This is a genomic window from Sphaerothrix gracilis Ecp01 (assembly GCF_030405905.1).
Lineage (GTDB): Bacteria > Cyanobacteriota > Cyanobacteriia > Phormidesmidales > Phormidesmidaceae > Sphaerothrix > Sphaerothrix gracilis.
The window spans coordinates 83387-109312 of the sequence record NZ_JASATW010000008.1 but is presented as its reverse complement, the minus strand read 5'-3'; the positions used below and the strand labels follow the sequence as shown (position 1 = coordinate 109312).

23 protein-coding genes and 1 tRNA gene are annotated in these 25926 nt (G+C 52.9%); 12 read left to right on the top strand and 12 right to left on the bottom strand.

Annotated elements, in window-relative coordinates; translation table 11 throughout:
• Window positions 1-87: 87 nt before the first annotated feature.
• Window positions 88-1608, bottom strand: coding sequence for a sensor histidine kinase (locus QJQ48_RS10770; RefSeq protein ID WP_346291234.1), 1521 nt, complete (start codon window positions 1606-1608; stop codon window positions 88-90).
• Between the two features lie 393 nt (window positions 1609-2001).
• On the opposite strand from QJQ48_RS10770, the gene QJQ48_RS10765 reads away from it, so the two are divergent.
• Window positions 2002-2664 (top strand): pyridoxamine 5'-phosphate oxidase family protein, encoded by a 663-nt coding sequence (locus tag QJQ48_RS10765; RefSeq protein ID WP_346291233.1) that lies wholly within the window; start codon window positions 2002-2004, stop codon window positions 2662-2664.
• A 35-nt stretch (window positions 2665-2699) separates the two neighbouring features.
• On the top strand, window positions 2700-3134 hold the full coding sequence (locus QJQ48_RS10760; protein ID WP_346291232.1) for a GNAT family N-acetyltransferase: 435 nt from the start codon (window positions 2700-2702) through the stop codon (window positions 3132-3134).
• Window positions 3135-3184: 50 nt separating this feature from the next.
• Here QJQ48_RS10760 and QJQ48_RS10755 read toward each other — a convergent pair whose 3' ends face one another.
• The 5 genes from QJQ48_RS10755 to QJQ48_RS10735 all read right to left on the bottom strand — a co-directional run bounded on the left by QJQ48_RS10755 (window position 3185) and on the right by QJQ48_RS10735 (window position 10408).
• Window positions 3185-5356, bottom strand: a complete 2172-nt coding sequence (locus tag QJQ48_RS10755; protein ID WP_346291231.1) for an ATP-binding protein — start codon at window positions 5354-5356, stop codon at window positions 3185-3187.
• A gap of 166 nt (window positions 5357-5522) precedes the next feature.
• Window positions 5523-7931: a CPBP family glutamic-type intramembrane protease gene (locus QJQ48_RS10750; protein WP_346291230.1), complete on the bottom strand. Its 2409-nt coding sequence runs from the start codon at window positions 7929-7931 to the stop codon at window positions 5523-5525.
• A 182-nt stretch (window positions 7932-8113) separates the two neighbouring features.
• A complete protein-coding gene (locus tag QJQ48_RS10745) occupies window positions 8114-9061 on the bottom strand; it encodes a hypothetical protein (protein ID WP_346291229.1) in 948 nt (315 codons plus the stop codon).
• 209 nt (window positions 9062-9270) lie between these two features.
• Window positions 9271-9876: a DJ-1/PfpI family protein gene (locus QJQ48_RS10740; RefSeq protein WP_346291351.1), complete on the bottom strand. Its 606-nt coding sequence runs from the start codon at window positions 9874-9876 to the stop codon at window positions 9271-9273.
• 49 nt (window positions 9877-9925) lie between these two features.
• A complete protein-coding gene (locus QJQ48_RS10735) occupies window positions 9926-10408 on the bottom strand; it encodes a hypothetical protein (RefSeq protein WP_346291228.1) in 483 nt (160 codons plus the stop codon).
• A 323-nt stretch (window positions 10409-10731) separates the two neighbouring features.
• On the opposite strand from QJQ48_RS10735, the gene hetZ reads away from it, so the two are divergent.
• The 3 genes from hetZ (at window position 10732) to QJQ48_RS10720 (ending at window position 15411) form a co-directional block, all read left to right on the top strand.
• The gene (hetZ, locus tag QJQ48_RS10730; RefSeq protein WP_428843041.1) at window positions 10732-11895 is read left to right on the top strand and encodes a heterocyst differentiation protein HetZ; all 1164 of its coding nucleotides are present in this window, start codon (window positions 10732-10734) and stop codon (window positions 11893-11895) included.
• A gap of 187 nt (window positions 11896-12082) precedes the next feature.
• Window positions 12083-12973 carry a PatU gene (locus QJQ48_RS10725; RefSeq protein WP_346291226.1) on the top strand — a complete coding sequence of 297 codons (891 nt, stop codon included), beginning with the start codon at window positions 12083-12085 and terminating at the stop codon, window positions 12971-12973.
• 140 nt (window positions 12974-13113) lie between these two features.
• Entirely contained in the window at window positions 13114-15411 is a 2298-nt protein-coding gene (locus QJQ48_RS10720) for a transglutaminase TgpA family protein (RefSeq protein ID WP_346291225.1), read from the top strand.
• Window positions 15412-15474: 63 nt separating this feature from the next.
• Here QJQ48_RS10720 and QJQ48_RS10715 read toward each other — a convergent pair.
• From QJQ48_RS10715 to QJQ48_RS10690, 6 genes are all read right to left on the bottom strand, one after another.
• A tRNA-Pro gene (locus QJQ48_RS10715) sits at window positions 15475-15548 on the bottom strand.
• A gap of 78 nt (window positions 15549-15626) precedes the next feature.
• Entirely contained in the window at window positions 15627-15923 is a 297-nt protein-coding gene (locus QJQ48_RS10710; protein WP_346291224.1) for a hypothetical protein, read from the bottom strand.
• Between the two features lie 84 nt (window positions 15924-16007).
• Window positions 16008-17189, bottom strand: coding sequence for a D-Ala-D-Ala carboxypeptidase family metallohydrolase (locus QJQ48_RS10705; RefSeq protein WP_346291223.1), 1182 nt, complete (start codon window positions 17187-17189; stop codon window positions 16008-16010).
• A gap of 105 nt (window positions 17190-17294) precedes the next feature.
• Window positions 17295-17657 carry a DUF1818 family protein gene (locus tag QJQ48_RS10700; protein ID WP_346291222.1) on the bottom strand — a complete coding sequence of 121 codons (363 nt, stop codon included), beginning with the start codon at window positions 17655-17657 and terminating at the stop codon, window positions 17295-17297.
• A gap of 7 nt (window positions 17658-17664) precedes the next feature.
• Window positions 17665-18237 (bottom strand): hypothetical protein, encoded by a 573-nt coding sequence (locus QJQ48_RS10695; RefSeq protein WP_346291221.1) that lies wholly within the window; start codon window positions 18235-18237, stop codon window positions 17665-17667.
• Between the two features lie 7 nt (window positions 18238-18244).
• A complete protein-coding gene (locus QJQ48_RS10690; protein ID WP_346291220.1) occupies window positions 18245-18475 on the bottom strand; it encodes a DNA-directed RNA polymerase subunit omega in 231 nt (76 codons plus the stop codon).
• A 172-nt stretch (window positions 18476-18647) separates the two neighbouring features.
• On the opposite strand from QJQ48_RS10690, the gene QJQ48_RS10685 reads away from it, so the two are divergent.
• The 7 genes from QJQ48_RS10685 (at window position 18648) to QJQ48_RS10655 (ending at window position 25887) form a co-directional block, all read left to right on the top strand.
• Window positions 18648-19334, top strand: a complete 687-nt coding sequence (locus QJQ48_RS10685) for a GDSL-type esterase/lipase family protein (protein WP_346291219.1) — start codon at window positions 18648-18650, stop codon at window positions 19332-19334.
• A 715-nt stretch (window positions 19335-20049) separates the two neighbouring features.
• Window positions 20050-21054, top strand: coding sequence for a KpsF/GutQ family sugar-phosphate isomerase (locus tag QJQ48_RS10680; protein ID WP_346291218.1), 1005 nt, complete (start codon window positions 20050-20052; stop codon window positions 21052-21054).
• Entirely contained in the window at window positions 21051-21788 is a 738-nt protein-coding gene (gene kdsB, locus QJQ48_RS10675) for a 3-deoxy-manno-octulosonate cytidylyltransferase (RefSeq protein WP_346291217.1), read from the top strand. The genes QJQ48_RS10680 and kdsB overlap by 4 nt, the downstream gene beginning before the upstream one ends.
• The gene (gene kdsA, locus QJQ48_RS10670; protein ID WP_346291216.1) at window positions 21785-22627 is read left to right on the top strand and encodes a 3-deoxy-8-phosphooctulonate synthase; all 843 of its coding nucleotides are present in this window, start codon (window positions 21785-21787) and stop codon (window positions 22625-22627) included. Before kdsB ends, kdsA begins: the two co-directional genes overlap by 4 nt.
• A 38-nt stretch (window positions 22628-22665) precedes the next feature.
• On the top strand, window positions 22666-23193 hold the full coding sequence (locus tag QJQ48_RS10665; protein WP_346291215.1) for a KdsC family phosphatase: 528 nt from the start codon (window positions 22666-22668) through the stop codon (window positions 23191-23193).
• Window positions 23194-23208: 15 nt separating this feature from the next.
• Complete coding sequence (locus QJQ48_RS10660) at window positions 23209-24600, top strand: CDP-glycerol glycerophosphotransferase family protein (RefSeq protein WP_346291214.1); 1392 nt, start codon at window positions 23209-23211, stop codon at window positions 24598-24600.
• Window positions 24601-24630: 30 nt separating this feature from the next.
• Window positions 24631-25887 carry a glycosyltransferase gene (locus QJQ48_RS10655; RefSeq protein WP_346291213.1) on the top strand — a complete coding sequence of 419 codons (1257 nt, stop codon included), beginning with the start codon at window positions 24631-24633 and terminating at the stop codon, window positions 25885-25887.
• Window positions 25888-25926 lie beyond the last annotated feature (39 nt).

Sequence of the window (25926 nt, the reverse complement as noted above, 5' to 3'; positions counted from 1 at the left end):
AGGAGCATCCAGGCGGCGATGCCCGATGACATCGCCGCCCTTTTGATTTGATAAAACATAGGCTCTAAGAGAGCCTATGTAGGCTCGTTACAGTCTCAGGCAGGCCGGGTTTTGGCGAATGGGGATTTGAATTTGAAATTCAGTGCCCATGTGGGGCTGCGTACGATACTCCAGCCTGCCGCCATGTTCAACCACAATCGTCTGCTGGCTGATAGCTAGCCCCAATCCGGTACCCTGACCAATCGGCTTGGTCGTGAAAAAAGGATCATAAAGGCGATCGCGGGCCTGATCGGTAATGCCTGGGCCGGTATCGGCAATCACAATCTCGATCCACTGCTCATCAATTTGAGCGGTGCGAATACTAATCTGAGCAGTTTTAGGCGGGGGTGGTGTAGAAACACTAAACGACTCGGTAGCGCCCCCCTCTTTTGGGGAGAAAGACGGTAGATGACAGCTCATCATTTCTTCTTCCAAAGCTTCGACCGCATTGATGAGTAAGCTCATGATGGCCTGATTGAGCTTGCCGGGATAGCATTCAACCGGTGGCAGTGTCCCATAGTCTTTGATGATTGCTATTTGAGGTGCTTCAGGATGACCTTGGAGGCGATGCTGCAGGATCAGCAAGGCGTTATCAATACCTTCGTGAATATCAACGGTTTTAAGCTTAGATTCACCGAGGCGCACAAAATTACGTAGAGACAGAACTGTTTTTTGAATTCGTTTTGCCCCCTGTTTCATCGAGCGCAAAAGATTAGTAATATCTTGCGCCCAAAAATCTAGATCGATTGAAGCTTCTAAGGCCTGGATTTCCGGCACTGGCTGGGGATAGTGCCGGCGGTAACAGTCTAAGAGCTTCAGCAAATCCCGGCTGAAATGAGCGAAGTGAACCAAGTTGCCTACGATAAAGCTGGCCGGATTGTTGATTTCGTGGGCAATACCGGCGGCTAGCTGCCCGATGCTAGAAAGCTTTTCCTGCTGAGCGAGCTGGACGTGGGCTAGCTGTAGCTCATGCAGTAGCGCACTCAGCTCAGCCGATTGCTGCTGGGTTTTGGTTAAAAGTTCGGCTTGCTGAATGGCAACGCTGAGATGGGTGGCAATATCAGCAGCAAACCCAATCTCGGCTTGCTGCCATCGGCGCGGCCCTGAGCACTGATGCACACAGAGCAGTCCCCAAAGACGCTCTCCTTCTAGCAGCGGAATCAGCAGATTGGCCCGTACCTGAAATCGCTCTAAAATCTGCAAATGGCAGTCGCTGAGTCCCGCGGCATAGATGTCATTCAGCGCTTGAATCCGCCCCTTTTCATACTGATGAGCATGATGGTCCCCAAAACAGCGATCGCGGACACGCTGGGCCAGAGCTGCATCAAATTCTGGGGCCACAGCTTCAGCGATAAACTCTCCGTCTCCCCAGCCGCTGACTGGATCGAGTCTCAGAATACCCACCCGGTCAGCCTGCAAGAGCTGGCGAACTTCAACCGCAGTGGTCATCAAAATCGTGTTTAAGTCTAAGGACTGACGCACTTTAGTGATGACATTAAGCAGAGCTGCCTGCGCTTCAATACTCTGAGAGTAATTTCTTTGAGTATCAGAACGAGAGTTAAAAATCATACTTTGAGCCAATACGCAGGTTGGCCGCCAATAAAATTTGCAACCGAAAAGTATTTAATGCTTTCTTTAGAAAGTACCCAATTCAAGACAAAATTGATGTTTTTCGCAAGGCAATTCAACGTTTCGCAATCTGTATTTACAAAGCTGCGGCGACAGCTACTTTGACCTAAGTAAAGAATCTAGAGGCGGATCGCATTGATTGAACTTTGTCTCATATTCTCATTGAAATTTGACTATGAATCCAAACTTTGCCAAAGTCAAAATACTGAGTCTTAATTAATACCTTATGCTTGGCCGTATAGGCAGGACTCATGACGCTTATCGAAAAAATCGATAGATATCGGCTGGGCCGATCGCTAAAGTCATGGACATGTTGTACTAGGTCCTGAACCCATGCCGCAGCCTTCGCATTTGCAGCCGACCGCTCGAACTCGTCTTAAGCGAGTGCCTCAGCGCGGGGAGTACGAAGTAGGGCAAATTTATCAAATTTTAGATGAGGCGCTGATCTGTCAGGTGGGCTTTGCCGTAAAGGGGCAGCCTTACGTAATTCCTACGGCCTACGGACGGATTGGTGATCGCCTGTATCTACATGGCTCTCCGGCTAGCCGCATGTTGCGATCGCTTCAGGCCGGAATTGAGGTCTGTGTCAGCGTAACGCTGCTAGATGGTTTAGTGCTGGCACGATCGGCGTTTCACCATTCGATGAACTATCGCTCGGTGGTCGTGTTTGGAACGGCAACGGTGGTGGAGTCGCTAGCTGAGAAAGAGGCTGCGCTGAAAGCCTTTACTGAGCATGTGGTGCCCGGACGCTGGGATGAGGTGCGATCGCCCACTGAGGCTGAACTAAAAGGCACGCTAGTGCTGGCTCTGCCGCTAGAGGAAGCCTCAGCCAAGGTGAGAACTGGGCCGCCAGTTGACGATGCAGCGGATTATGAACTATCTGTTTGGGCCGGAGAAGTGCCGCTACGGGCTGTCGCTCAGCCGCCAGTACCTGATCCGCAGCTTCCCAGCGATCGCGCTGTTCCAGGCTATGTGAAAACCTATCAGAGGGGTTAGTCTGTTAGGCAGCTCTTTCGCATCTGCTTTAGGCTATGGACTACGCCGTTATTGATCACCTCAGTGAAGCTCAGCTACAAGATTTGCACGCCCTCTATCAAACGGTCTGGTGGGCCAAAGGGCGATCGCTGGCAGACACCCGCCAGCTTGTGCAAAACAGCGATATCGTTATCGGCCTGTGCGAACCAGAGTCGGCGACGCTAGTAGGCTTCAGCCGCGTGCTGACCGATTACCTGTTTCGGGCCATTATTTTTGACGTGATTGTGGCTCCAGGCTGCCAGGGGCAAGGAGTGGGCCGGGCCTTATTGGAAGCGACGGTCAACCATCGTGATCTAGCAGCAGTCGAATCCATTGGCCTATCCTGCCTGCCGGACGTGGTGCCTTTCTATCAAAAATGGGGCTTCAGTGACGAGACAGAGCAAAAACTGATGCAGCGATCGCACTATGCCCGCCGCCCCGTGGATGAGTGATGCGTCAGTAGGGGGAATGGGTCATTCTGCAGATTAATTGGCGTCATTGCTCAGCGATAGCAGGCGAGGCGCTGCTGGAGGCGATCGCGATCGGCGGGCGATCGCAGGGCCTGAGCTGTCTCAAGCGCTTGATTGAGCTGGCCGGACTCGGCATAGCGAATTGCAATCGCTTCTAATAAACTGCCCCGATCGAACTCATCAACCAGCGGCACTGAGGGATCAATCTGAGCCGCTGCTGTATGCAAATTTTCATCAGGGCCGCTGAGGGCTTGAGCCAGGGTGAATGCCTGCTCTAAAACCAGAGTTGCCGTGTCAAGCTGCTCAAGTCCCCGGTAGTAGTCGGCTGTTTTTACTAAAAAGGCAACCTTTTGATTGGCGTCCCCGATTTGCCCAGCGGCTTGGCGGGCTGTCTCTAAATCTCCGGCCTCAAGCAGCTGATTGAGTACGACTTGTAGCAGTCTGTCATGCTCATAGGGATTCTGGAGGGTTGTTACTAGCTGCAGGGCTGGCTCGTAGGCAGCGACGGTTAGGTACTGTCTGATCCACTGCTCAATGGCGTATGACTCTGAGCCAGTATGCTCGGCTGGCGTCAGAGCTGCTGTTTGGATCGCCAGCGCTCGCTCTGGCTGTCCTAGCTGAACTAGCTCAACCGCGATGAAACCTAATGCTTCTAGCTGAGCGGCAGACTCCTCAAGTATTTCTAGCGATCGCAGGGCCAAATCGAGCTGTTCAATTGCCTGCTCCTCTTGCCCGTCTAGGCGATAGGACCGGGCGATCGCCGTTCGTGCCAGCGCCTGATTAGGATAGTCGGCAGTATTGCCAATCTGGGGCAGCAGTTGTAAAGCCTGGTCATACTGTCCGGTCTGTCCATAGCCTTCAGCCTGATAGCGCTGAGCTAGAAAGCGGGTTTGGTTTTCCCAACCGGGAGGCAAGATTTCAGTCGCCTGGGCTGCGATCGCCATTTCGCCAGCGGCGCTGGCCTGCTGAATCAGCTTTAGTAATAGCTCGCTCTGCAGGGTGGCATCTAGCGATTGGCTAAGCTGTAGTGCCAGGGCATACCGTTCTGTGGCTAGGTAATCTGCTGCGACGGAGCGGAGCAGATCGTCGCCGGTGTAGAAAGGCGTGATTGTCCGGGCGGCTGCTACGAGATCAGATATTATGGCTGCCGCTGGTTCAGGTGAACTTTCCTGGGCTGCCAAAGCCGCTAGCGTCTGCACTTTGACTTCAGGTGAGGCGATCGCTTTGGCAATTTCTAAGGCCCGAGCTGGCTGACCAACGGCCTCATGGCTTAGGGCCAGCCGGGGGAATCCAGCGCCAGAAGAGTCGAGTTGGGCTAGAGTCCAGGCTTGGTTTAAAGCGCTCTCGGCGGCGGCTATTTGACCAGACTCTGCCAGGAAACGGCCAATATCGCTCAGGGTATTCACCTTAACGGGGACAGCGGTTATCTGAGCGGCCACCTGCAGCGCCTGTCCCTCAGCTCCCGCCTGAGCATAGGCCCCAGCGATCGCGCTAAAGATGGCTGAACGGTACTCAGCATCAGTAGTTTGCATCGCCACAGTAGCGGATAGCGCCTGGTTTAACAGGTCGATGGCAATTTCGGTATCTCCAAGCTGGCTATATTCAACCGCAAGGGGAGCCACAATCAGCCCAAAGCCGTCACCCTGCAGGGAATTGAGCAGCGATCGCGCTCGATCGAGCAGCGGGCGGGCCGCTTCGGGCTGTCCTAGCTTTTGATAGTAGTGGGCTAGCTGAATCAGGATAGCTCGCTTGCTATTGAGAATGCCGTATTCTCCCGTTAGAGTTTGCGCTGTAACGGCTGTTTGGGATAAGAGTTCTAAGACGGCTTCTGACTCTTGGGTGGCGATCGCCTGGTCAATAATCTGTTCAATGGCGCTGGGCTGACCGCCTGTTTCCCCGGCAATGTGGCTAATCAGCTCGGTCTTGGCAAAAGGATCTTCTACAGTGATGACCAAGTTGAGGGCGCGATCTAGCGATCGCAGCGCTAAATCCAACTGGCCGGAATTGGCATAGGTTTGGCTGCGATAAACCAGGTCTCGTGTTAAACGCTCTAAGGTTTGAACCGGCAGATCTGAGCAGACAGTCGTAACCTCGCTAGGCGGTGTTTGAGCGATCGCCCCTGCTAGAGGCATCGCCTGCACGACCGTAAAGCCCGCCCAGCCCAAACCAATTGCTAACGCCCGATAACGCTGTTGTGATGACATACCCAAATGCTCTTGAGAGGCACTATGCTAGCCTCTACCCGCTGTGAGAATAGAATTTCGTAAAATGTGTTCCCCAGTTTGGGCTAGAACCCCTCTTGGCCGTTTCCTCAGTAGAGGGCGTTGGGCTTAAACTGCGGCTGAAAGCGCGTTTCAGCTATTCGTTTTGTCAGCTTTTGGCAGAATGCAGCCGCTCGTAACCGCCTAGCCTGAGCTGCCAGACAACCACGACAACCCAGTGCAGCAGCGTGATTGTCCAGAGGGAGCCTGTGTAGGCATAGGTGAGGGTACAGACCAGTCCTAGCAGTCCCGCCACCCAGAGAAACACCGGATTAAAAAACAGCGATCGCCCCGCCCGAAAGCCCGTCAGGGCATTGAGCGGATGGTAAACCACGAATAGGGCTAGACTTAGCAGGCTCCAGAGCAAAAACGTAATCGGCCAGACCCCTTCAGTCGGGTGAGGCAAGAGCAAGACGCGAAAAATGAGTTCTTCCACTAGAGCAGGCAAGACCAAAAAGGCCAAACACAGCTTGAACTGGTCATAGCCGGACAAAGAAGGTTGATCTTCAGCCTGGTTGCTCAGCAGGCCCAGACGTAAACCCAAGGGCACCGCGATCGCTCCGTAAAGGCCCAAAAGCCCCAGCGTCACCAGCCAGTCTGGCAGGCTTGGCCAGCGCAGACTCTCAATCAGGCGGGAGAACAGCGTCGGCACGGCTACATAGCGGCCAAACAGGACGGTTGGGGCCAGTGGCTCAATCGTGGGATTCCAGCCGCCGACCTGATTGGTGCGCAAAAACCACAGTCCGGCCTGCCGCTGCCAGAACAGAGTAATCACCTGGTCGTAGGCAAGGCGGGGAATCAGCGTTCGCCAGCTCAAAAGCTGGGTGATGAGAGTATTGCGAGTAGTGGTGGGGGACTGGCTGCCAATGCCTGCCAGCGCCTGGGTTGTTTGCTGCCAGTCTGGACGGACAATGCCTAACGGAATCAGCGTTTTTTCAATCTGGCGACCCAGGGCCACAAGCTGCTCGAACCGCTGGGTTTGTTCATGACCGGGGTGTTCGGCTAGCCAGGCGGCGATCGCTGGTGTTGCCTGTACCTGCTGCTTGACAAGCTGAATGGTTTGATAGACCGCCTGACTAGAATCTTGAATACAGGACTGGGCTGGCGTGACGATTGCTGCTCCAGTACCATCTCCTACCCGGTAGCGAGCCATCATAATCTGAAGCTGGCGCTGCAAAATTTCAAAGGGGGACAAACGCACTTGCCCAAACTGGTAGTCCTGCAGCAGCGGCGCGAATCGAACAATCGCATCTGATACCGGGCGTGTCCCCAGCCAGCCCCGCTGCAGGTTGCCCATATATTCCGACCAGTGAATATCACCGGAAATAATGCCGTTGGGATTGTGGGAATAAACCTGCTGGTAGACAATTTCAAAGCGTGGTTCGCCCGTAAAGGCATCGCGCACGACTTCGGCTGTGCCATAGGCAAAGTGCCCCGTCACAGTTCCCACAATCGGCGGCGTTTCTCCTTGCTCGCCACCGATACCGCCAAAGAGGTGAACCACCAAAGCGCGATCGCCCACCTGCCAGCTCGTCTCAGTTTGTTCACTAAACGGAACAAGCCGCACTGACTGGAGGGTGCCTTTACGCGCTGGGGTATGGCGCCAGTTGCCAAAGTTAATGTAGTTGAGAGCAGCCTCTGGGTTAGTGAGGACAGTATCTGGCTGCAGTTGAAACAGAGAGCGAGGGGCGATCGCTTTGACTACGAACCGTCCTGCCGCATTCTGTGCGCCGTAGAGATACCAGCCTGCAGCCCCGGCTGGCGATTGGGCCAGTGCTTGAACAGTAGACTGGTATAGGCCATCGGCAGCGGGTAAAACTTGGGGGATCCGCACCGTCTCCTCTAGGCCGTCAAACTGCTGGGTATCAGGGTTATAGTGCCGGACGCGAAACAGGTCGCTATCGCAGTCAGTGCTACCAGGGCAGTCCGCCGAGACAGAACTTTCCGCAGCTAGCTCAGGCGCTAAAATTTGCACTAGTCCGTAAAAGCGCTCGGCTACCTGCACCGGCGGTGCGCCAATGCGCAGCTCCTCGCCAACTGTCTGCACCTGCGACAGGGCCACAATTACGTCATTCAAGGGGCGGGCTCCGGCCAGAGACTGCAGCGGCCCCACTTGCTGCCAGCCATCGAGCCGCGTCGGGTGGACGTTGCCAGCTTGCTGGTGGGCGATCGCTTCTGCCGTGAATGCCACCTGCCGCGTTACCTGCTGCACATAGGTCTGCAGCACTGGCGTATCCTGCCAGGTGAGGCGCAGCTTTTGGCCGGTAGTGACTCGTGCTGCCACTGGTGCCTGATAGATTTCTAGCCAGACCCAGTCCGTATCGCGAGCCTGACGCTCTGCCGCCGTGGGCAAAATCAGGCGGCCTACCCAGTCGGCCACAGGCTGATAGCCTGCAGGCTGGGCTGGCTGCACTGCAGGCAGATACTCAGGACGGTTGAAGTCAGACTGCAAAGCGACTCCATAGCGCGATCGCACTTGGCGCGGTGATTCTGCGCTGGAACAGCTTGACAGCAACACGCCTGCAATTAGACAAACTGCTAGCCCTACACCAAGGCAGGGCTGCCATGCCGCTAAGAGCGGTTTAACACGCCAACTCCCGACTACCAGACGCCTACGTCGAGCAGCTAATTGCCGTCTCAGGTGCCTCCACTGCTGCCGATTGCCTAAAATAGTGCCCTACTCCTGACTGAGGAACATACTCAAGTTTTTAGAATAATCTGACTAATGCGATCGGCAACTTTTTCGCTTTTCCAGTAGCTGCTATGGGCGTTGCCGCCATTGATAATAGAAACAATTGAACGCTGGAACAGCCGTCCAATCACGTTGAGAAACCCAGATCCTGGTATCAGTACGTCTTGAATTGCGACTGAGCTTGATTCTCGATCAACTAGACGTCGAACAATCTTCTCTAACGGCCAAGCGACCGGATCGCCCGGATGAATGAAGTTACACCAAGGCAGTTTTCGATCGAGGTGGGATAAAAGACCGTCAAAGCCAGAGCTGAGATCGTGGGAGCTGCCTTCTTCATGGTTTTGCCCGGTAATCGTAATTAGGCTAAACAGAGAAATGGGCGATCCCATAGTATGGATGCTGCCCAAACAGATGCCGGCTGCCTGATCGGGCGGAATGCCAAAAATCGACTGCCGAATTAGCTCTACGCTTTGTCGGGCAGCTGCAGGCACCTCGGCCTGCAGCCAGCGATTGGCAAACAGGACGTCGAATAAAATCACGGTGCCCCAGCTATGCGTAATTAAATGCAGGCGATCGCTGGGCTGATAGTCTTTGAGTCCGGCGATCGCCTGCTGGGCGAGCTGCTCGACTGCCAGCGAACCCACATGGCGACTGATGTAGAGCGCAGCATCGCCAGCAAAGGGAATAAGCTGTTCACCGCGAAAGTCTTTGAACCAGAGCTTTGACCAAATATCTGAAGCCTTGAGATAGCTTCTCAGCTCGTTGAGAGAATCACGATTCACGTCTCCCCAGTAAAGCGGCACTTTTTTGAGGCGTCGGGTAGCTTCTTCAGACTGAACCTGCTGGCTGATCAGAGTGAAGAGATGATCAGCGTAGGTATAGTTTTTGAGCTGCTCGTTGCGGGCCGATTCGCGGACGTTGACCCCATGTACAAACAGCAGATAATCAGTAGCCATTGTAATAACTGCTTAGAAATGGCTAAATTCTGGCATATTTGGCATGTCTGCGAGCGATCGCTTAACTGTTTTTGATAACCTCAGGGGGCCTCCAAACTCAGGGTGTTTTCACTCTTAGCAGAAAAAATTAGCAAGACATTTTTACGTTTCCAGCAGCAGTTTAACCCTACCCAGTCTCTATAAAATATCGGCCAGGCAGAATTGCCGCTTTAAACGGCCTGCCATAGCGGTTCGCGTCGCTGATATTCCAGTTCTTGCTCCACCTCTTGGACAACTGTGGAACCAAAATAGCGCTCTAGTAGCCAAATTGCTAAATCTAATCCAGAAGTTACCCCACCTGCCGTCACAATGTCTCCCTCGTCGACAACACGGGCTTTGACAACTTGCGCTCCACTGGCTGCTAAGTCATCAATAGCGGCGTGATGGGTAACAGCGTGACGCTGATTGAGCAATCCTGCCGCGGCAACTAGCATAGCTCCCGTGCACACTGAGGCGATCAGCACGCCGGTTTGATGCATCTGAGCGATGATAGCCGGAATCTGACCGCGCTGGGCCTCAGCCCAGGCTCCTTGCTGTGAACGATTGCTCCAGCCGCCTCCTGGCACAATAAGCAGATCTGGGGGTTGATGAGGGTCAAGCTGTCCGTGAGGCAGTACGCGCATACCGTGGGCTGTGGCAACTTCTGGCACTTCCGCCAGCGTGACCAGCTCAGCCTGAATATCCGCACCAACTGCGGCTGCGGTTTGCAAGACCTCAAACGGCGCGATCGCATCTAACTCATCGAAGCCGTCAAAAATCAGAATTTGCGCTTTGATCATAGATAAATGCCCCAAATTAGCGATCGCAAGGGATAGAGCTTTTGGCTCAGGCAATATCAGGCGGTACGCTATTTGCCTTTTGAACAGCCTGCTGCAGCTGGGTTTGCAAAATTGTTTGAATGTCCTGTCGTCGCACCTCAACCGCCCGTCGCAGGCTACCCGGATTTTCAAAGAAGATGACGCTGTCTACCGATCGCAGGGACAACATGCGAAACAAGATGTGAGTCACGGGCACAGGCAGCCCCATCACCTGGGGATCTTTCACTGACTGGGGGCCTAAAGCCACATCCTGCAGAGTGGGATAGGCATAGATAACGTTTTTGCGCACCTCGGCCTGGTTCCGATTCGCTACCGTGGTCATCACCCAGCCCTGATCTAGGGTTTGCAAAATATAGTATTGCAAATGTTTAAGCTGAGCAGCTAGGGACTTTAAAGCCGGGGCGATCGCCTCTACGGCTGTCCCCGTTGAACCATCTTTAGGCGCTTCTTGAATAAGGGTCTGAATTTGCTGGTCAAGATCAAGGGTCATAGCGAGCGTACTGAATTTATCTAAAAATTTAATTTGATTAGCGGACTAACAAGCAGCCTAACAAAAGAGGCTGATTTATAAATTAGCTAATCAATTTATCAGGGTTTATACGGCTAAATGAATGTAGCAATAAGACAGCTACTTCGCTGAAATTCAGGAGCGCAGACCTAAATTTTCCGGCTATTGTAGTAGAGGCTACTCGATTTGCGCTGCAAATTGGCCTGGGTGTAGATGCCAACTTCATAATTGGGGCTACATAAGTTAAGTCATTTAACGCTAGCCCTCTTAGTGTAGTCCGCGATTTCCCTGAGGGAATAGTGGGTATGCTAAGGTTTGAACGATTGCATAACCATCGGGGTAGGGATTTTAACGGAGTGGACTCACTCTTTCAGTTTTTGCTTACGGAGCTTCAGCAAGCTACCCAGACTTCTGAGCAGTCCTGTCGCATCGTGGCCGAGCGTCTCAGCGAAGAGATTTTGCGTATTTGCCGCGAGAGCACGCGTATTCAAAATTCTGGCGAGGTGGAAAATTGGGCGCTAACGCTAGCTCGCCATCGCTTAAATCAGTGCCTCAAGTATTATCGACTGGGATCGCGGCAAGGCAGAGTCGAGCTGCACAGTACCCTCAGCGCCATCATCTACCGCTATATCTCGCCGCCGCAGGTGCAGTCGAGCTATCAAGCCAGATTGGGGCTGATAGAAGACTTTTTGCAGGGCTTTTATGTAGAGGCAATTAATGCCTTTCGGCGCGAGAATCAGCTCCCGGCTGACTATCAGCCGAAGACGCGGCTGCAGCTTTCGGAGTATATGGCGTTTACGGAGCGCTATGCCAAACGAAGAATTCCTCTGCCGGGTCGCCGCAGCCAGCAGCTCGTCATTCTGCGGGCTCAGACCTTTTCTAAACAGCAGCCGCCTGAAACCCTAGTCGATATTGAGCAGGCCACTGAAGGCGGCGGGCATGACGATGATCAAGCTTGGGGGAATGCGCCGACTCAGCGTCTGAGAGAGCAGATGGTGGCTCAAAGCAATGAGGAAGAACCGGAAGACTCGCTGCGTAGCCGCGTAATTGAAGCGCTGTTGGCCTACCTGAAAGAGCGCGAACAAGAAGACTGCGCCGACTACTTTACACTGCGCCTACTGGATTTGCCCACTCAGGAAATTGAAGCCCTGCTTAATTTGACGCCGCGTCAGCGCGACTATCTGCAGCAGCGGTTTAAGTATCACCTGCTGCGGTTTGCCCTCAGCCATCATTGGGAGCTGGTTCACGACTGGCTCGAAGCTGACCTAGAACGTAATTTGGGGTTGACGCCGCAGCAGTGGCAGTCTCTGCAAGACAGCATTAATCAAAAGCAAATTAAGCTGTTGCACCTCAAAAAGGAAGGCATAGCCGACGCCGAAATTGCCCGTACGCTGGGGTTAACGTCTACGCAGATGCAAAAGCAGTGGACTAAGCTACTAGAAAAAGCCTGGGAAATGCGTAATCCTTGAATCTTGAAACTATCCGGACTGGGGGTATCTGTCTATGAAGAGTGACTCAGAAATAATACGGAGCTTGCTCTTGTGGCTCATAGCCGAGCCGAGCCTGACAACCTCCTCACCATCAGGGATCGATTCTCAAGTACCGGCAGATTCAAGGGCGTCGAATATTAATGAATCGCAAACTGATGCTTCCCAGTTGGCCTGGAATTCTCTCAACGCCGAATCTGCTAGCTCGTCACCGGCTGAGCTAGCAAGCTCTGATATTTCTCCACTGCGTTTATCGGATATAGCTGAAATGGGAGATATACCCACCGTGCAAGATCATTTTCAGGCGTTGTTGAAACGCCGTCTTCAAGTTGAGATAGAAAGTCGCCCACCGCTGTTTCCCTGGGAGACTGAGATTCAGGAATATCCTGCTGAAATGCTAAGTTCACTGGGAGAAACCTCAGTTTGGCTCAAGCAGCTACAAAGCTTAGAGCTGCCTGCGGCTTTACCGGAAGAGATTCTGACGGCGCTGCTGCGGCAGTGTCAGGCGATCGCCCAGTCTTCCCTCAAGCAGGGTATCAAGTTAGTGCGAGCGGTTGAACAGCTCTATCCTGAACAGCCACAAACCCTCGATAAAATTGCTGGGATGGTGTTAGCCAATGGAGGCGCCATGCGCTCTACGGCAGCCGCGCCGCGCCTAGTCCAGCTCACAGAAGGATACGAAGCTGCCAATCCACAGCAAAAAATTGCCCTATCTATGCTGGCGGCTCAGGCAATTTTTGAGCGGCTAAGTCTGACCGTTTCGTCGCAGAATCCGCAGCGATCGCGGCAGTGGCTAACCGATCAAGGCGAGCTACGGATAACGGCAACCTATGAGTCTGCCAATCAGGTTTCAGTTCAGGCGGAGCTGCCCTGTGGCGGTGAACTACGGCTTGCGGGCGAGACTGTCAATCAGTCAGCTCAGCGATCGCAGGCCGGATCCCTGAATTTATCTGTATCTGAGCTGCAGATAGCTCAGCCGTATCAGCTCTCTGTGGCGCTGGTCGATGTGGCAGAACCGCTGGTGTTTAGCCTGCAGGTGGTAGACGAAATCTCAGGCTAGGATAGGGACGAGGAACTGGCGATCGCGCCAACGTCTATCAGTTATAGATGGGAGTTGGCCGTAGGGGTTTGGCACTGCCAAACCCCTACACCAATGAGCAATCTTGCCTAGATTCCTGGCCCTCATTTTTGTCTACTTTCATGGGTTTTTCTTCATCGTCGCAAGGCTCTTTTCTGCAGCAGCTAAGACAGCGGCTGTTGGCGCTGCCTCAGTCCCAAGCTGAGGATTCTATTTTGCTGAGGGTTTTGATTCAGGTTCTAGTAACCCTAGGCATTATTTCAGTGGCGGTAGCGGCGGCTGGAGTGACTCAGACATCAGCCCTGAACCTACTAGCTATCCCTCTCAGCGCTAGTGGTGCTTACTGGAGCTGGCGGCGGCGCCGCCAAAAAAACATAGCGGCAAAGTTCTGCATTGCTATCGGCATGTTGTTGGCGCTGGCATTTTTCTTTTCGCGGCTGCTGGATAATCCCGGTGATACCCGGATTATTCTGGCAGAGCTGCTGATTCATCTACAGGTACTCCACAGCTTCGATTTGCCTCGCCGCAAAGACTTGGGCTACTCGATGATGATTGGCCTCATTTTGATTGGGGTAGCGGGTACGGTTAGCCAAACCCTCGCTTTTGGCCCGTTGCTGCTGTTATTTTGCCTCGTGGCTTTGCCAGTTTTAATACTGGACTATCAGTCGCAGTTGGGGCTGCTGCGCCAGGGCTGGCAAAGCCTCAAGGCCGGGGGGGCTTCCCTTAAACAACTCCTAGGACTTGCTGCCGTCGTCTTGACGCTGGGACTGGTTATTTTTGCTTTTTTGCCTCGCTTGCCAGGCTATCAGATCCGCAGCTTTCCGATCAGTTCAACTGTCGATTTCGACGGTGAGTTTGACGGTAATTTGATTGTGAATCCTGGCTATGTCAACCAGGGAGCAGGCTCAGATGGTGCGGGTGGTAGCGCCGGAGGAGATTTTGGCTCACCCCAAACGGCGACTGGCCCCGGAGAGCTAGACGATACTTTCTATTACGGCTTTAACCAAAACATGAATCAAAACCTGCGGGGGAGTCTGACGCCGCAGGTTGTCATGCGGGTGCGATCGCAGGCGGAAGGATTTTGGCGGGTGCTGGCTTTTGATCGCTACACCGGGCAGGGTTGGGAAATTAGCCGCGATGACGAGGCAGAAACCCTGAGACGATCCGGATTTGCCTATCAGACCTATGTGCCTAGAATGCCGTCTCTGGCCCGCGATCGCGAAATTATCCAAACCTATACCATCACCTCAACCCTGCCCAATCTAATCCCAGCGCTCTATCAGCCCGAACAGCTTTACTTCCCCACCGAAGAAGTCGCAATTGATCCGGAAGGCAGTCTGCGATCGCCCGTCAGCCTGGAAGAAGGCATGACCTACACCGTCATTTCCGAAGTCCCTTACCGCGATCGCAGTATTTTGCGAGAGGCCGCAACAGAATATGACGCTGCGGTGCAGCAGCATTATCTACAGGTGCCCCCTGCCATCCGCGATCGCGTCCGTCAGCAAACAGAGGCGCTACTAGCGCGATCGCCGCAGCCCCTCACCAATCCCTATGAACAGGCACTGTTCTTAGCCCAAGCCCTGAAGCAAAACTATACGATTCAGCCCGAGCTACCATTTTTTGAAGCAAATGAGGATCTAGTTGAAGCATTTCTGTTTCAGTATGAGGGGGGCTATCCGGATCATTTCTCAACGGTGCTGACGGTAATGCTGCGCTCCATCAGCATTCCGGCGCGGCTGGTGGTTGGCTTTAGTCCCGGCGAATTCAATCCGTTTACTGGCTTCTACGTGGTGCAAAACACGGACGCCCATGCTATGACCGAGGTCTATTTTCCCCGCTATGGCTGGTTTGCTTTTGACCCCATCCCCGGGCACCCGCTGATTCCGCCCTCAATCGAAGATTCCCAGGTTTTCAGTACGCTGCGGCGTTTCTGGAACTGGGTGGCGGGCTGGCTGCCGTCCCCGGTGGCGGGCTGGCTCAATGGCGTTTTTGCATTCGTCGGAACGGCGATCGCCCGCAGCCTCGGCTGGTTCTCTGGCCTGTTCCGGCAGGGCTGGTTGGGCATCCTGACGGCGATCGCCACCCTGTTGGGCCTGGGCTTTTTGGGCTGGCTAAGCTGGCGCGGCTGGCTGAATTGGCGGCGTCAACGCTGGCTGCAAAAGCTGCCGCCTACTGAAAGTTTGTATCAGCAGATGGTGGAATGGCTAGCCCAGCAGGGATATCCTAAGTCTGTAGCTGAAACCCCCGTAGAGTATGCCCGGCGCTGCGGCGATCGCCCCGATCCGCAGCGTGCCGAAATCATTGCTGAAATTACTCAAGCCTATGTGCGCTGGCGGTATGGTCAACAGGCTCAAAACAATCCATATTTACAGCAACGCCTGCAGCGACTACGACAGCCTCGGCGGCGATCGCTGCCATAGATTCACCGCAAATAAGCCTTGCTAAAATGCCAAAAACCCGCTCAGCGAGCGGGTTTTATTCAATCGGAGCGGCGGGATTTGAACCCACGACCCCCACTACCCCAAAGTGGTGCGCTACCAAGCTGCGCTACGCCCCGGAACTTTATGCTTATCAAGCATAGCATAGGAGGTCAGGGCAATCAGAGCAAGTTTTGGCCAAAGGCCAATTTTTAGGGTTAGAAAGTAGAGTTCATCGGCGCTACCTGCTCGGCTAAAGGCAGCACATCTCGGCCATGCAGGTTGGGAATGGGAGGTGTGGCTTCAACCTTGAGAACATTGTTGGTGTTGATGAACACCGTGCGTTCTGGCAAATGCAAGATCCACCAGTGCGACTCTAACAGGTGCCGCGTATTCATTTGGAACTGAGAGGTTGTAGTAGCCTGCTCACCCACGGGCTGCGGAATTGAGAATGACTCAACCTGTCCATCTCGGTAGTAAAAGGTGATTTGGGTAGCGCCGCTAGCTGCATTCATGATTCTGTTCCTCTGGCTATCTGGCTAAGCAAGGCGATCGCTTTGCTTAGCCAGATATTACTCCACTGAGAGTCTTTTGTGCCGCTAGAATCCGTATGACCAGCGGGCGTTATAGCCGCGCGTGTCTAAATGAGTGAAGACGGTGGCACTGGCTAATCCCCCTTTAGATCCCCACCAGCCATTGAGGCGATCGTAGACGTCATAGGGATGGATACCCGAAACCACAAAATCCACAGCATCTCCGTTGAGATGTCGGGATCTAGAAGCCCCACCGACGCGCCGATTGGTAGCCGGATCGCGGTACCAGGAGTTGATCCGAATGGGTCGGTTGCCCAAACGCTTGCGCACTTCTTCCATTGCCTTGGCAATGCGGATAATGCCGTAGACTACGCCCGCATTCGCGGGGATGCGGCTGCCGTTATGAGTCGCTTCGGCCCAGGTGAAGTTGCCGTTGGGCAAAATCGGATTGGCCAAATAGTAAACGCCTTGAAAGCCCGGTAGCCGAATACTCGCGCCGCGATTGGGGGGCGCTGTGTCAGCGGTATCTTGAGGCTTGTTATCTGGCTCATTGCCTTCAATCTGTACATCCGGCATGTAGGCATACCAGGTATTGCGATTTTCCGGGCCGAGAAAAGCGCTGCTGAGCGCTAACTTGACATGGCTATTTTCAGCCGGTGCGTGGGAGTTAATTTCAAAGACCGTGCCGTTTTTGATGAAAATCTTTTCGGCGTCAGACAGTTCACTGGAGAGCTTAGGTTCCAGCTTGAATAGAGTATCGCTGATGACTTTGAGGGCAATGCTAGAACCCTGCACTTTCACGTCAGGATTAAAGGCATACCAGGTATTGCGGTTTTCTGGACCGAGAAAAGCGTTGGCGATCGCAACTTTGAGGTGATTTCCTTCGGCTGGCAGATAGGACTTGAGATCAAACTGAGTCCCGTTTTTGACAAAGACTTTTTCACGATCGGAGAGCTGACTTGACAACACTGGCCGCAGCTTGAAGAGGGTATCGCCAATGACCTGTAACTTCACCGGCGATTCTTCTAGCTTGATGTCAGGCTTGTAGACATACCATTGCGTCGCTTCGTCTGCCCCTAACGTCTGATTGGCTAAGGCAACTTTGAGATGATCTCCGCCCGCTTCTATGTAAAATTCAATTTCAAACTCAGTGCCGTTTTTAACAAAAACCTTATCAGACTCAGGTAGCTCACTCGACAGCTTTGGACTGCGCTTAAATAAGGTATCGCTGATTGCTCGAATTTTCATGACCAAACGTTCCCCATCACGGATGCTACACCCCTATCGTGCTCAGCCTAGCCTCTGCCACTGCGATCGCCAAGCTGACATTACAAAAGAGTTACAAGCGGCTGACTAGAACAGTCGTAGCCTTGGAATAGCCTGAATGACCTCAGCCGCCGCTGCCGGAGGCCAAGTACCTTCGGCCCCCCGATCCGTCAGTAAGATAAAGTGCAGGCTGAAGCTTTGGGGATAGCCTTCAATCTCAATCCAAATCAGCTCGCTTTCAGCTTCACAGGTAATTCGCTCCTCATCCATGAGTTCAGCCGCTACCTGCTGCACAGTCTCTGCTAGCTGGAGGGTCAGGCGGCAAAAGTCGTTGAGTTCAGCTTCGCTCAGCTCCAAAGACCAGCGATCGCCTGCCAGCAGACCTTGAAATTTGACAGCCGTGGGATCCCACCCCAAGCGCCAGCCGGTCCCCGATTTGATCTGCCGCATCCTGAGACTAGCGCAGCAAATCAGCCGCACCCGGAGCCGTAATGATGGGGGCCTGTACGGGAACGGTCGGTGCGGCCATTTCTGTAGCTTCTGACTCCACCTGAATCATCGGTACCAGTTCAGGGTGAAAAGCGGCAATTAAGGCCCAAACTAATCGGTCTCGCGTTTGACGACTGAGGCCAGCGATCGCGGCCCTGTCGCCCGAGAGAGGATTGCGATCAAAGCGAGAGGCAAAGGGATACTCGCTGGGATCTATCCGCTCGTTGGCACCTAGGTAATCCGCCAAAGTCAGCTTCCAATCTAAGCGAGACTGGGTTGAGCGGCCCTTCACGTAATAATGATAGCGAGCCAGCCGATTGACCAGGGTATTGGTAGCGGCTGCCGCATTGGCCTCAGCATCTATGTAGTTGTCTTCTCTGGGCAAGTCACTGATTTCTTGATAAACCTGCTCGGCAATTTGCCCTTGCTGCAGTCGCCTAGCCGGAGACTGAGCGGCAGCAGGCGATAGACTGCCCATCAAGAAGCTTACTGAAATGCCAACCAATAGCACTAAAGCCATGCGTCCGCCTAGCTGCTGCATTACGTCCCTACTCTCCAATGATTTCGGGCTGAGTGAGCTCATCGGACATTTCAATAATCGCTCTGAGAACGGGCTTCATCTTGGGATCATCCAGGGCGTCAAATTCTTCAAAACGGCGACGTTGCGCTCTGTTGGCAACCTGAACAGTGATGCGATAGCGGTTGGAGGCCGCCCCGATCAGCTCTTCAGTTCGACGCATGAGCTGATTGGTATCAAAAGGAGAGCGCTTTTTGAGCATGAATTTTCCCAGTCGTAGGTATCTCACCAGTTTACCAAACTCAATCAACCCTTTCTTTTGTAAAGAATTGAAAAGTGTGGTCACTTAATGTTAGGGTTTCCTATCAAGTAGCAAGACTTGCCTTCTCAGCTTTCGTTTGGTGCAGTTACGTAAACCAGGATCTCTTTTCAACATGACTATGGTTGCTTTGCCAGTAGCTAAACAGGTTACTGTTTTACCCAAAAAGGTCGTGGCAATCGGAGATAGCCTGGTTTATGGCTTTGGCGATCCTGAAGGTGGCGGCTGGGTAGAAAGGTTGAGAAGACGCGGCATGTCGCCGGAGAGTCCAGGACCGGTCATCTACAATTTGGGCGTGCGCGGAGATGGGGTGCAGCAGGTGGCCCGTCGCCTGGAAGGAGAATTTCGCTATCGAGGTGAACTGCGCAATCGGGTACCAGATCTGATCGTGTTGGCGGTAGGTCTAAATGATTCGGCCCAGGTAGGCAAACCGGGCGGGCGTAATCTCACCGAATTTCAGGCTTTTCGGCAACAGCTTGCGGCCCTGCTTGATCAGGCGCAACGGCTTTGTCCTGTCTTCTTTATTGGTATGCCCCCGGTAGAAGAGGCCAAGATGCCGTTTGCAGAAATTCTCTATTACTCACATAGCCAGCAGTATCGCTACAAGCAAGCAACTCAAGTTGCCTGCGCAGAAAGAAACATCCCCTACTTGGACATCTTTGAGCAGTGGATGGCTCTGGGAGAGAGCTGGTGGCGATCGCGCTTAAGCGCAGATGGCCTACATCCCAACACGCTGGGACACCAAACTCTGCTAGACACTGTCTTGAACTGGCCTAGTTTCCAGGCGGCGATCGCTCTCTAACCCCATTTGCCACCAGCAGGTTCAGCCCACAGCAAAACCCACAGGCAGGCTAGCAAACACGCGACTAAAACCAAAAGGCACCCTCGCGGCAACGAGAATTGAGGCAAAATCTGGCCTTGATGAAGCGGTTGAGGAGGCTCGGAGCAGGCTGGAGATTGAGGCAATGGTGGCATTCCTGTTGCGAGAGCATACGTCTGACTTGCGGCTGCTTGAATGATGGCGTGACTCTGAAGAGAAAAGTGCGCTGCCCTTCAGAGACGTTATGAAAGAACTCTACCTCAGATTCTAATCCTAGCTTGCAGCCGACCCGCTCAAATTTAGAACGGGCAAATTTCAGACTTTTAAGAGACTCCATATATACCCCAGGGGAGTGTATTTTTTCGATAAAGTCACTGATCCGAGTCTATACAGGTTTCAGGATAATTTCGTAGGCTTGCCATAGATAAAAACGGCTGTCAGATAATCTGCTGGTCTAGCTAGTAAAAGGTTCACAAGCTGCCATTAAAGTTACTAATGCAGCGCTTATAAGCGGTTTTGTTAAACCGCTAGCTGCTAGTAGATGAAGCTACATAAGATTGATTAGTTGTTCAGTTATACCGATAGATTTTTGCCAGAAAAAATGATTTAAAACGATGTGATTTTCAACTTTGGAATATTCAGGTTTGTGTCGCTATCCGTTTAGCCATCCTATAACTTTCTTAATTGCCAGCCAGCCATGCAGACTACTGTTTCCCAAACGCAGCCAGCCTATTTTCAGCAAGTTAAGGATTTGCTGCAGCTAGAAGCCGATGCGATCGCTGCCGCTGCTCAATATTTAAACGCCGAACAGGTCAATCAAGCCGTTGATCTGCTGCTGCAGTGTCAGGGCAAGGTAATTTTGACAGGTGTCGGCAAGTCTGGAATCGTTGCCAGAAAAATTGCCGCAACTCTCACCAGCGTTGGTACCAGCGCTCTCTATTTGCATCCAGTCGATGCGCTACATGGGGATCTAGGCGTTGTTTCTGCGGTTGACGTGGTGATTTTGCTCAGCAACAGCGGCGAAACAGACGAGCTGTTAGCGATGATGCCCAGTCTGCAGCAGCGGCAGGTGCCTCTAATCGCTATCGTCGGCAACCTGCGCTCGACCCTAGCACAGCAGTCACACGTAGCGCTGGCCGCTACCGTCGAGCGCGAGGCCTGTCCGCTCAACCTAGCACCGACAACCAGTACGACGGTTGCCCTAGCAATCGGTGATGCCCTCGCGATGACGATTGTGCAAATCAAGGGGCTGACGCCAGAGCAATTTGCCTTTAATCATCCGGCTGGGCGGTTAGGTAAGCGGCTGACGCTGCGTGTACAAGACCTAATGCACGGTGGCCTAGAAAATCCCAAAATCCTGCCTCAGGCTAGCTGGCTAGAAATGGTCAGCGCTATTAGCGAAGGTGGGCTGGGAGCGGTCAGCGTGGTCAATGAGAAGGGCATTCTTTTAGGCGTAGTCACCGATGGCGACCTGCGCCGCTCAATTGAGCGGGTGGATCCGACTGAGCTGTCTTTACTCACCGCTGCTGCCGTGATGACGGCAAATCCGACAACGGCCCAGCCCCAGCAGCTTGCCTATGACGCCCTGAAGGTCATGGAGAATCGCCCCTCTCAAATCGCGGTGCTACCGGTGGTTGACGATCAGGAGCAGTGCATCGGCATGCTGAGACTACACGATCTTGCACGGAGTGGTTTACTGTGAAAATTTTGGCTGTTATTCCTTCTCGCTATGCTTCCCAGCGCTTTCCTGGAAAGCCGCTGACCCTGCTGGGCGATCGCCCAATGGTGCAGTGGGTCTATGAGGCTGCCCAGGCTTGTGCGGTCTTTGACCGAGTGGTTGTCGCCACCGATGACGACCGGATTGCTCACCGGGTACGCCAGTTTGGCGGCGCGGTTGAGATGACCCGCTCTGATCATCAGACAGGCACCGATCGCGTTGCTGAAGTGGCAACTCGCTACCCTGACTATGAGGTAGTCGTTAATGTGCAAGGGGATCAGCCCTTCGTCAACTCTAAGATGCTGACCCAGCTAGTGCAGCCCTATCTTGATGGCCAGCGGCCTCATATGACGACGCTAGCCTGTCCTCTGGACTACGAAACCGCCTATAGCGACTCAAACTCAGTTAAGGTCATCTGCAATCAGCAGCAGCACGCCCTCTATTTTTCTCGCTCTCCTATTCCCTATTTCCGCAATCCTGGCCCAGCGCCGGTCTATCACCATTTAGGACTTTACGCTTTTCGGCGCGACTTTCTAGCCCAGTATGCAGACCTGGTGCCCACGCCTTTAGAAGCCTGTGAAGGTTTAGAGCAGCTACGGGTGCTAGAGCATGGCTATACCATTGCTGTCAGCCAAACCGAAACAGCCGTTCCCGAAATTAATACTCCCGACGACCTGATTTACGCCCAGTCTTTTATCACTCAGAAGGTAGCTTCATGATTCGCTCTCAAATCACCGAAAACTTAGCCATTGGTGACAATTGTCCTCTAGCTCTGTTGGGCGGCCCTTGCGTGATCGAGTCGGCTGACTTCACGCTGAAGATGGCAACGGAAATCCGTCAGGTTTGCGATCGCCTGGGCATTTCATTCATCTTCAAGTCTTCCTTTGATAAAGCCAACCGCACCTCAATTAGCTCCTTCCGAGGTCAGTCCCTGGAAGAAGGCTTAAAAATTTTGCAGCGGGTCAAAGATGAAGTTGGCGTTCCGGTTGTTACCGATATCCACGAAAGTCATCAGGCCGCTCCCGTTGCTGAAGTAGCTGATATTCTTCAGATTCCGGCTTTTCTTTGCCGCCAGACCGATCTGCTCCTAGCCGCAGCGGCCACAGGTAAAGCCATCAACGTCAAAAAGGGCCAGTTTTTAGCGCCCTGGGATATGAAGAACGTGGTGAAGAAGCTAGAAACGGGCGGCGCCAAAAATATTTTGCTGACAGAGCGCGGCACGAGCTTCGGCTACAACACTCTGGTTGTGGATTTTCGCGGCCTGCCCCAGATGCGCGATTTTGGCTATCCGGTGGTTTTTGATGCGACCCACAGCGTCCAGATGCCGGGCGGTCAGGGCAACAAATCTGGCGGACAGCGCCAGTTTGTCCCCCCGCTAGCCCGAGCCGCAATGGCAATTGGCGTAGATGCGCTGTTCATGGAAGTGCATGAAGATCCTGACCGGGCACCCAGCGACGGCCCCAACATGGTGCCGCTAGCCCAGCTCGAAGATTTACTACAGCAGCTGCTACGGGTGCGGGAAGCCGCAGCACCTAAGTCTTTGGCCGGTGTAGCCTAGTTGAGCGAGTCCCTTATTTGTTGAAAGGTGTAGTCGATATGCAAGTTGCCGGCACTAACCGACTGACAGAGGCTGATTTGCGCGATCGCCTATCTCGTGTTCGTCTTTTGGTTCTTGATGTCGATGGCGTCCTCACCGATGGCGGCCTCTACTACACCGACTCAGGAGAAGAACTTAAGAAGTTCAATGTCAAAGACGGGCAGGGCTTGCAGCTAATCAGACAGGCAGGGTTGGAGGTCGCTATTATTAGCGCTAGCGCCTCAACCGCTACCTTGCACCGAGCTAAAAAGCTGGGAATTAGCCATGTCTATATTGGCGTTAGCCCTAAGCTGCCTGTGCTGCAAGAACTTTGTCGAAAACTAGCCATAACCCTAGATCAGGTCGCCTATGCCGGAGATGACGTCAAAGACCTGCCGGTTATGGAAGTGGTCGGCTGCCCGATGACGGTAGCTGATGCGATGCCAGCCAATCAAACCGCTGCTATTTATGTCACCCAGAGAGGAGGCGGTCAGGCGGCCGTGAGAGAGATTTGTGAGCTGCTGCTAGCCGCTGTCAAGCCGTTATAGTTTTGTGAGTTTTCTATGGCCCTGAAGCTTAGCAACTTGGTTCGGAAAGTGACAGATCCGATCGAGGCCAGCCTCTTATCTGATCACTATTTTTCACTACAGCAGTACCTTAGCTACAGCGATAAGCTGGGGCTATTGCAAAAGTCTTTCAGCTATCGGCTAACACCTCAGCCAGAGGCAGAGCAGCCAGAAATCATTTTTTTCCTATATTCCAAAGCCTGCGAGCGGATGCTGATGCCGCTGCTGTTGAATTTACTACAGCGCTCTGAGGTAAAAACGCAGGTGCGTTTGACCCTCGTTGTCCTAGGCAATATTCATCGGCTGCGGCTGTCTCCGACCTATACGGAGGCGATCGCAGCGGCAAACTGTTCGATTGAGAGTGACTACTTTAGTCTGATTCGAGCCTGCGCCCAGCCTGAAAATAAGCTGGTAGTGATGTGTTTAGACCACCGGGCTAGGCGCGAGTTTCATCGATGCGGCACTGAAACGGCTGATAAGCTGCGGCAGTGTGGGGTTAAGACTCTGTCGATTCAGCACGGGGGCACACGTCAAGACAGTGTCCAAGATCTGGCTACTGCAGCTTCCAATAGAGTCTTAGTTTGGGGCCAGCGGGTTTACCGAGAACTCATCGAGCGTTATGGAGTAGATAAGCAGCGGCTGCGGCTGGTGGGAAATCCGCTCCACGATCGCTTGGCCCAACTGGAACCCACTCAGGTGAAAGAAACGCTGCTCCGGACTTATCCTCACCTGCGATCGCAGCTATGCCATAAGCGTCTAATTCTGCTGGCGACGACTGTTCAGGCAGAATACGCCGATCAGCCCAATGAGCAGGCTCTCTACCGGGAATATGTCAGCCACCTCTACAACAGCATCGACTTCTCTCAGTACGTCCTGGTCGTCAAAATGCACCCGCTAGACAGCCTAGATCCCAACCTCTACCGAGAGCTGATTCCGGCGGCGGTGACAGACTCAGTTGTCGTGGTCGAACCTAGCCAAATCGAACTGGATGTCTATTCGCTGCTGTCAGTGGCAGACTTACTAATCACGCGGGCTTCAACGGTAGCTGAAGAAGCTCTAATCATGCAGCGCAGCGTTATTGCTTTTGACCTGAAACCAGAAGGCCCTGCCAAGGGCTATAAGCACTTAGAAGAATATGGCAGCTTTATGACCGTTTACCGGCAACCCGCAAACCAGCTAAAAGAGGCGATCGCAGCGGTGTTTGAAAAGCCACAGGTCAGTCGTCAAAGTTTAGACACGACTGCAGAGCTGACCTATCGCCTGGATGGACAATCTACAGCTAGAGCTGCAGACGCTCTGCTGATAGAACTGGGATGGCCGCAGCCAGAGCCTTTGGCAACAGCCCAGATGGCCAACCCGTACAAAGCCGAAGCTTCTACCCCAGCTTAGTTTTAGAACCAGCCAATATTCTTTATAGCTATGAAAACAATTGCTTTAATTGAGACAAATTACGGCAACGGTCATCACCTGACCTATTTACGCCTGTTCACCAAGATTCTGCTGGAGCAGCAATGTCAGGTGATGGCTTTTTATCCTGAGCCAGCGGAATTAATTGATTGGGTTGAGGCAAATTGCCCAGAGCACCGCGATCGCCTATGGACTTTTACCCTGCATAAGCATCAACGGCGGCGGCTGCCCATTTTAGGGGCTGTACCAGAGCCGGTTGCCGTCATTGAAAGGTGGCAACATGTGGCTAAATCTGTGGGTGATGCCTCGAAAGAGATTGGATTTTCCCCCGATTTAGTCTTTCTAAACTGGATAGATAACTATCTCAGCCACTATTTAACCCACCACATTATTGACTATATCTTCCCCTATAACTGGTCAGGCATTTATTTCCGACCAGGCGTTCTTAGATTTGGCCAGCGGTCTTTGGCTAAGCTCGGCGAACCTTTGTCTCACTATGCAGTCGCTCGCTCTTCTCGCTGCAAGGCGCTAACCATGCTGAATGAGGAGCTAGTAGACGATTTACAAAAAGACTTAGAAAAGCCAGTCATTGCTTTTCCCGATATTACTGATGAAGCGCCGCCTCAACCTGATAATGAGCTAGCCCAAAAAATTCGGCAGCAAGCAGGCGATCGCAAGATCATTGGGCTTATTGGTGCCCTAAGCAAGCGTAAAGGCATTTTAACCCTGCTTGAAGTAGCTCGACAATCGCTGCCGGAGAACTGGTTTTTCGTCTTTGCGGGTCAGCTAGACGAATCTATGTTTAATCAGGAATTTGATCAGCATTTTCCGGAAGAATTCAAGCAAATAAAGCGCATGAAGGAAGCGCCGCCGTCTAACTGCTATTTTCACTTTGAATCTATTCCGGATGGCCGTGCTTTCAATAGCGTTATCGATGTTTGTGATGTACTGTTTGCAGCCTATGAAAATTTTCCCTACAGCAGCAATTTGCTGACAAAAGCTGCTGTCTTCAAAAAGCCGGTAATTGTCAGTGAAGGCTACTGCATGGCGGCTCGAGTTGAGAAGTTTGGATTTGGCGTAACGATTCCTGAAGGAGATGTCGATAAATGTATTGAGGCTTTGCACTATCTTTGTGATAATCCGGAACAGACTTTGCAGACATTGAACTCAGATTTTGCAGGCTATCATAGCCTGCATTCAGTTGCTCAGATTCGCAAAGTTTTTCAGGAGATCTTAAGCAAGCTGGATTCGCCGGTTGCTGCCGCATAGATTTCTCACCTCTCACCTCTAAGTTTGATTATTGATTAG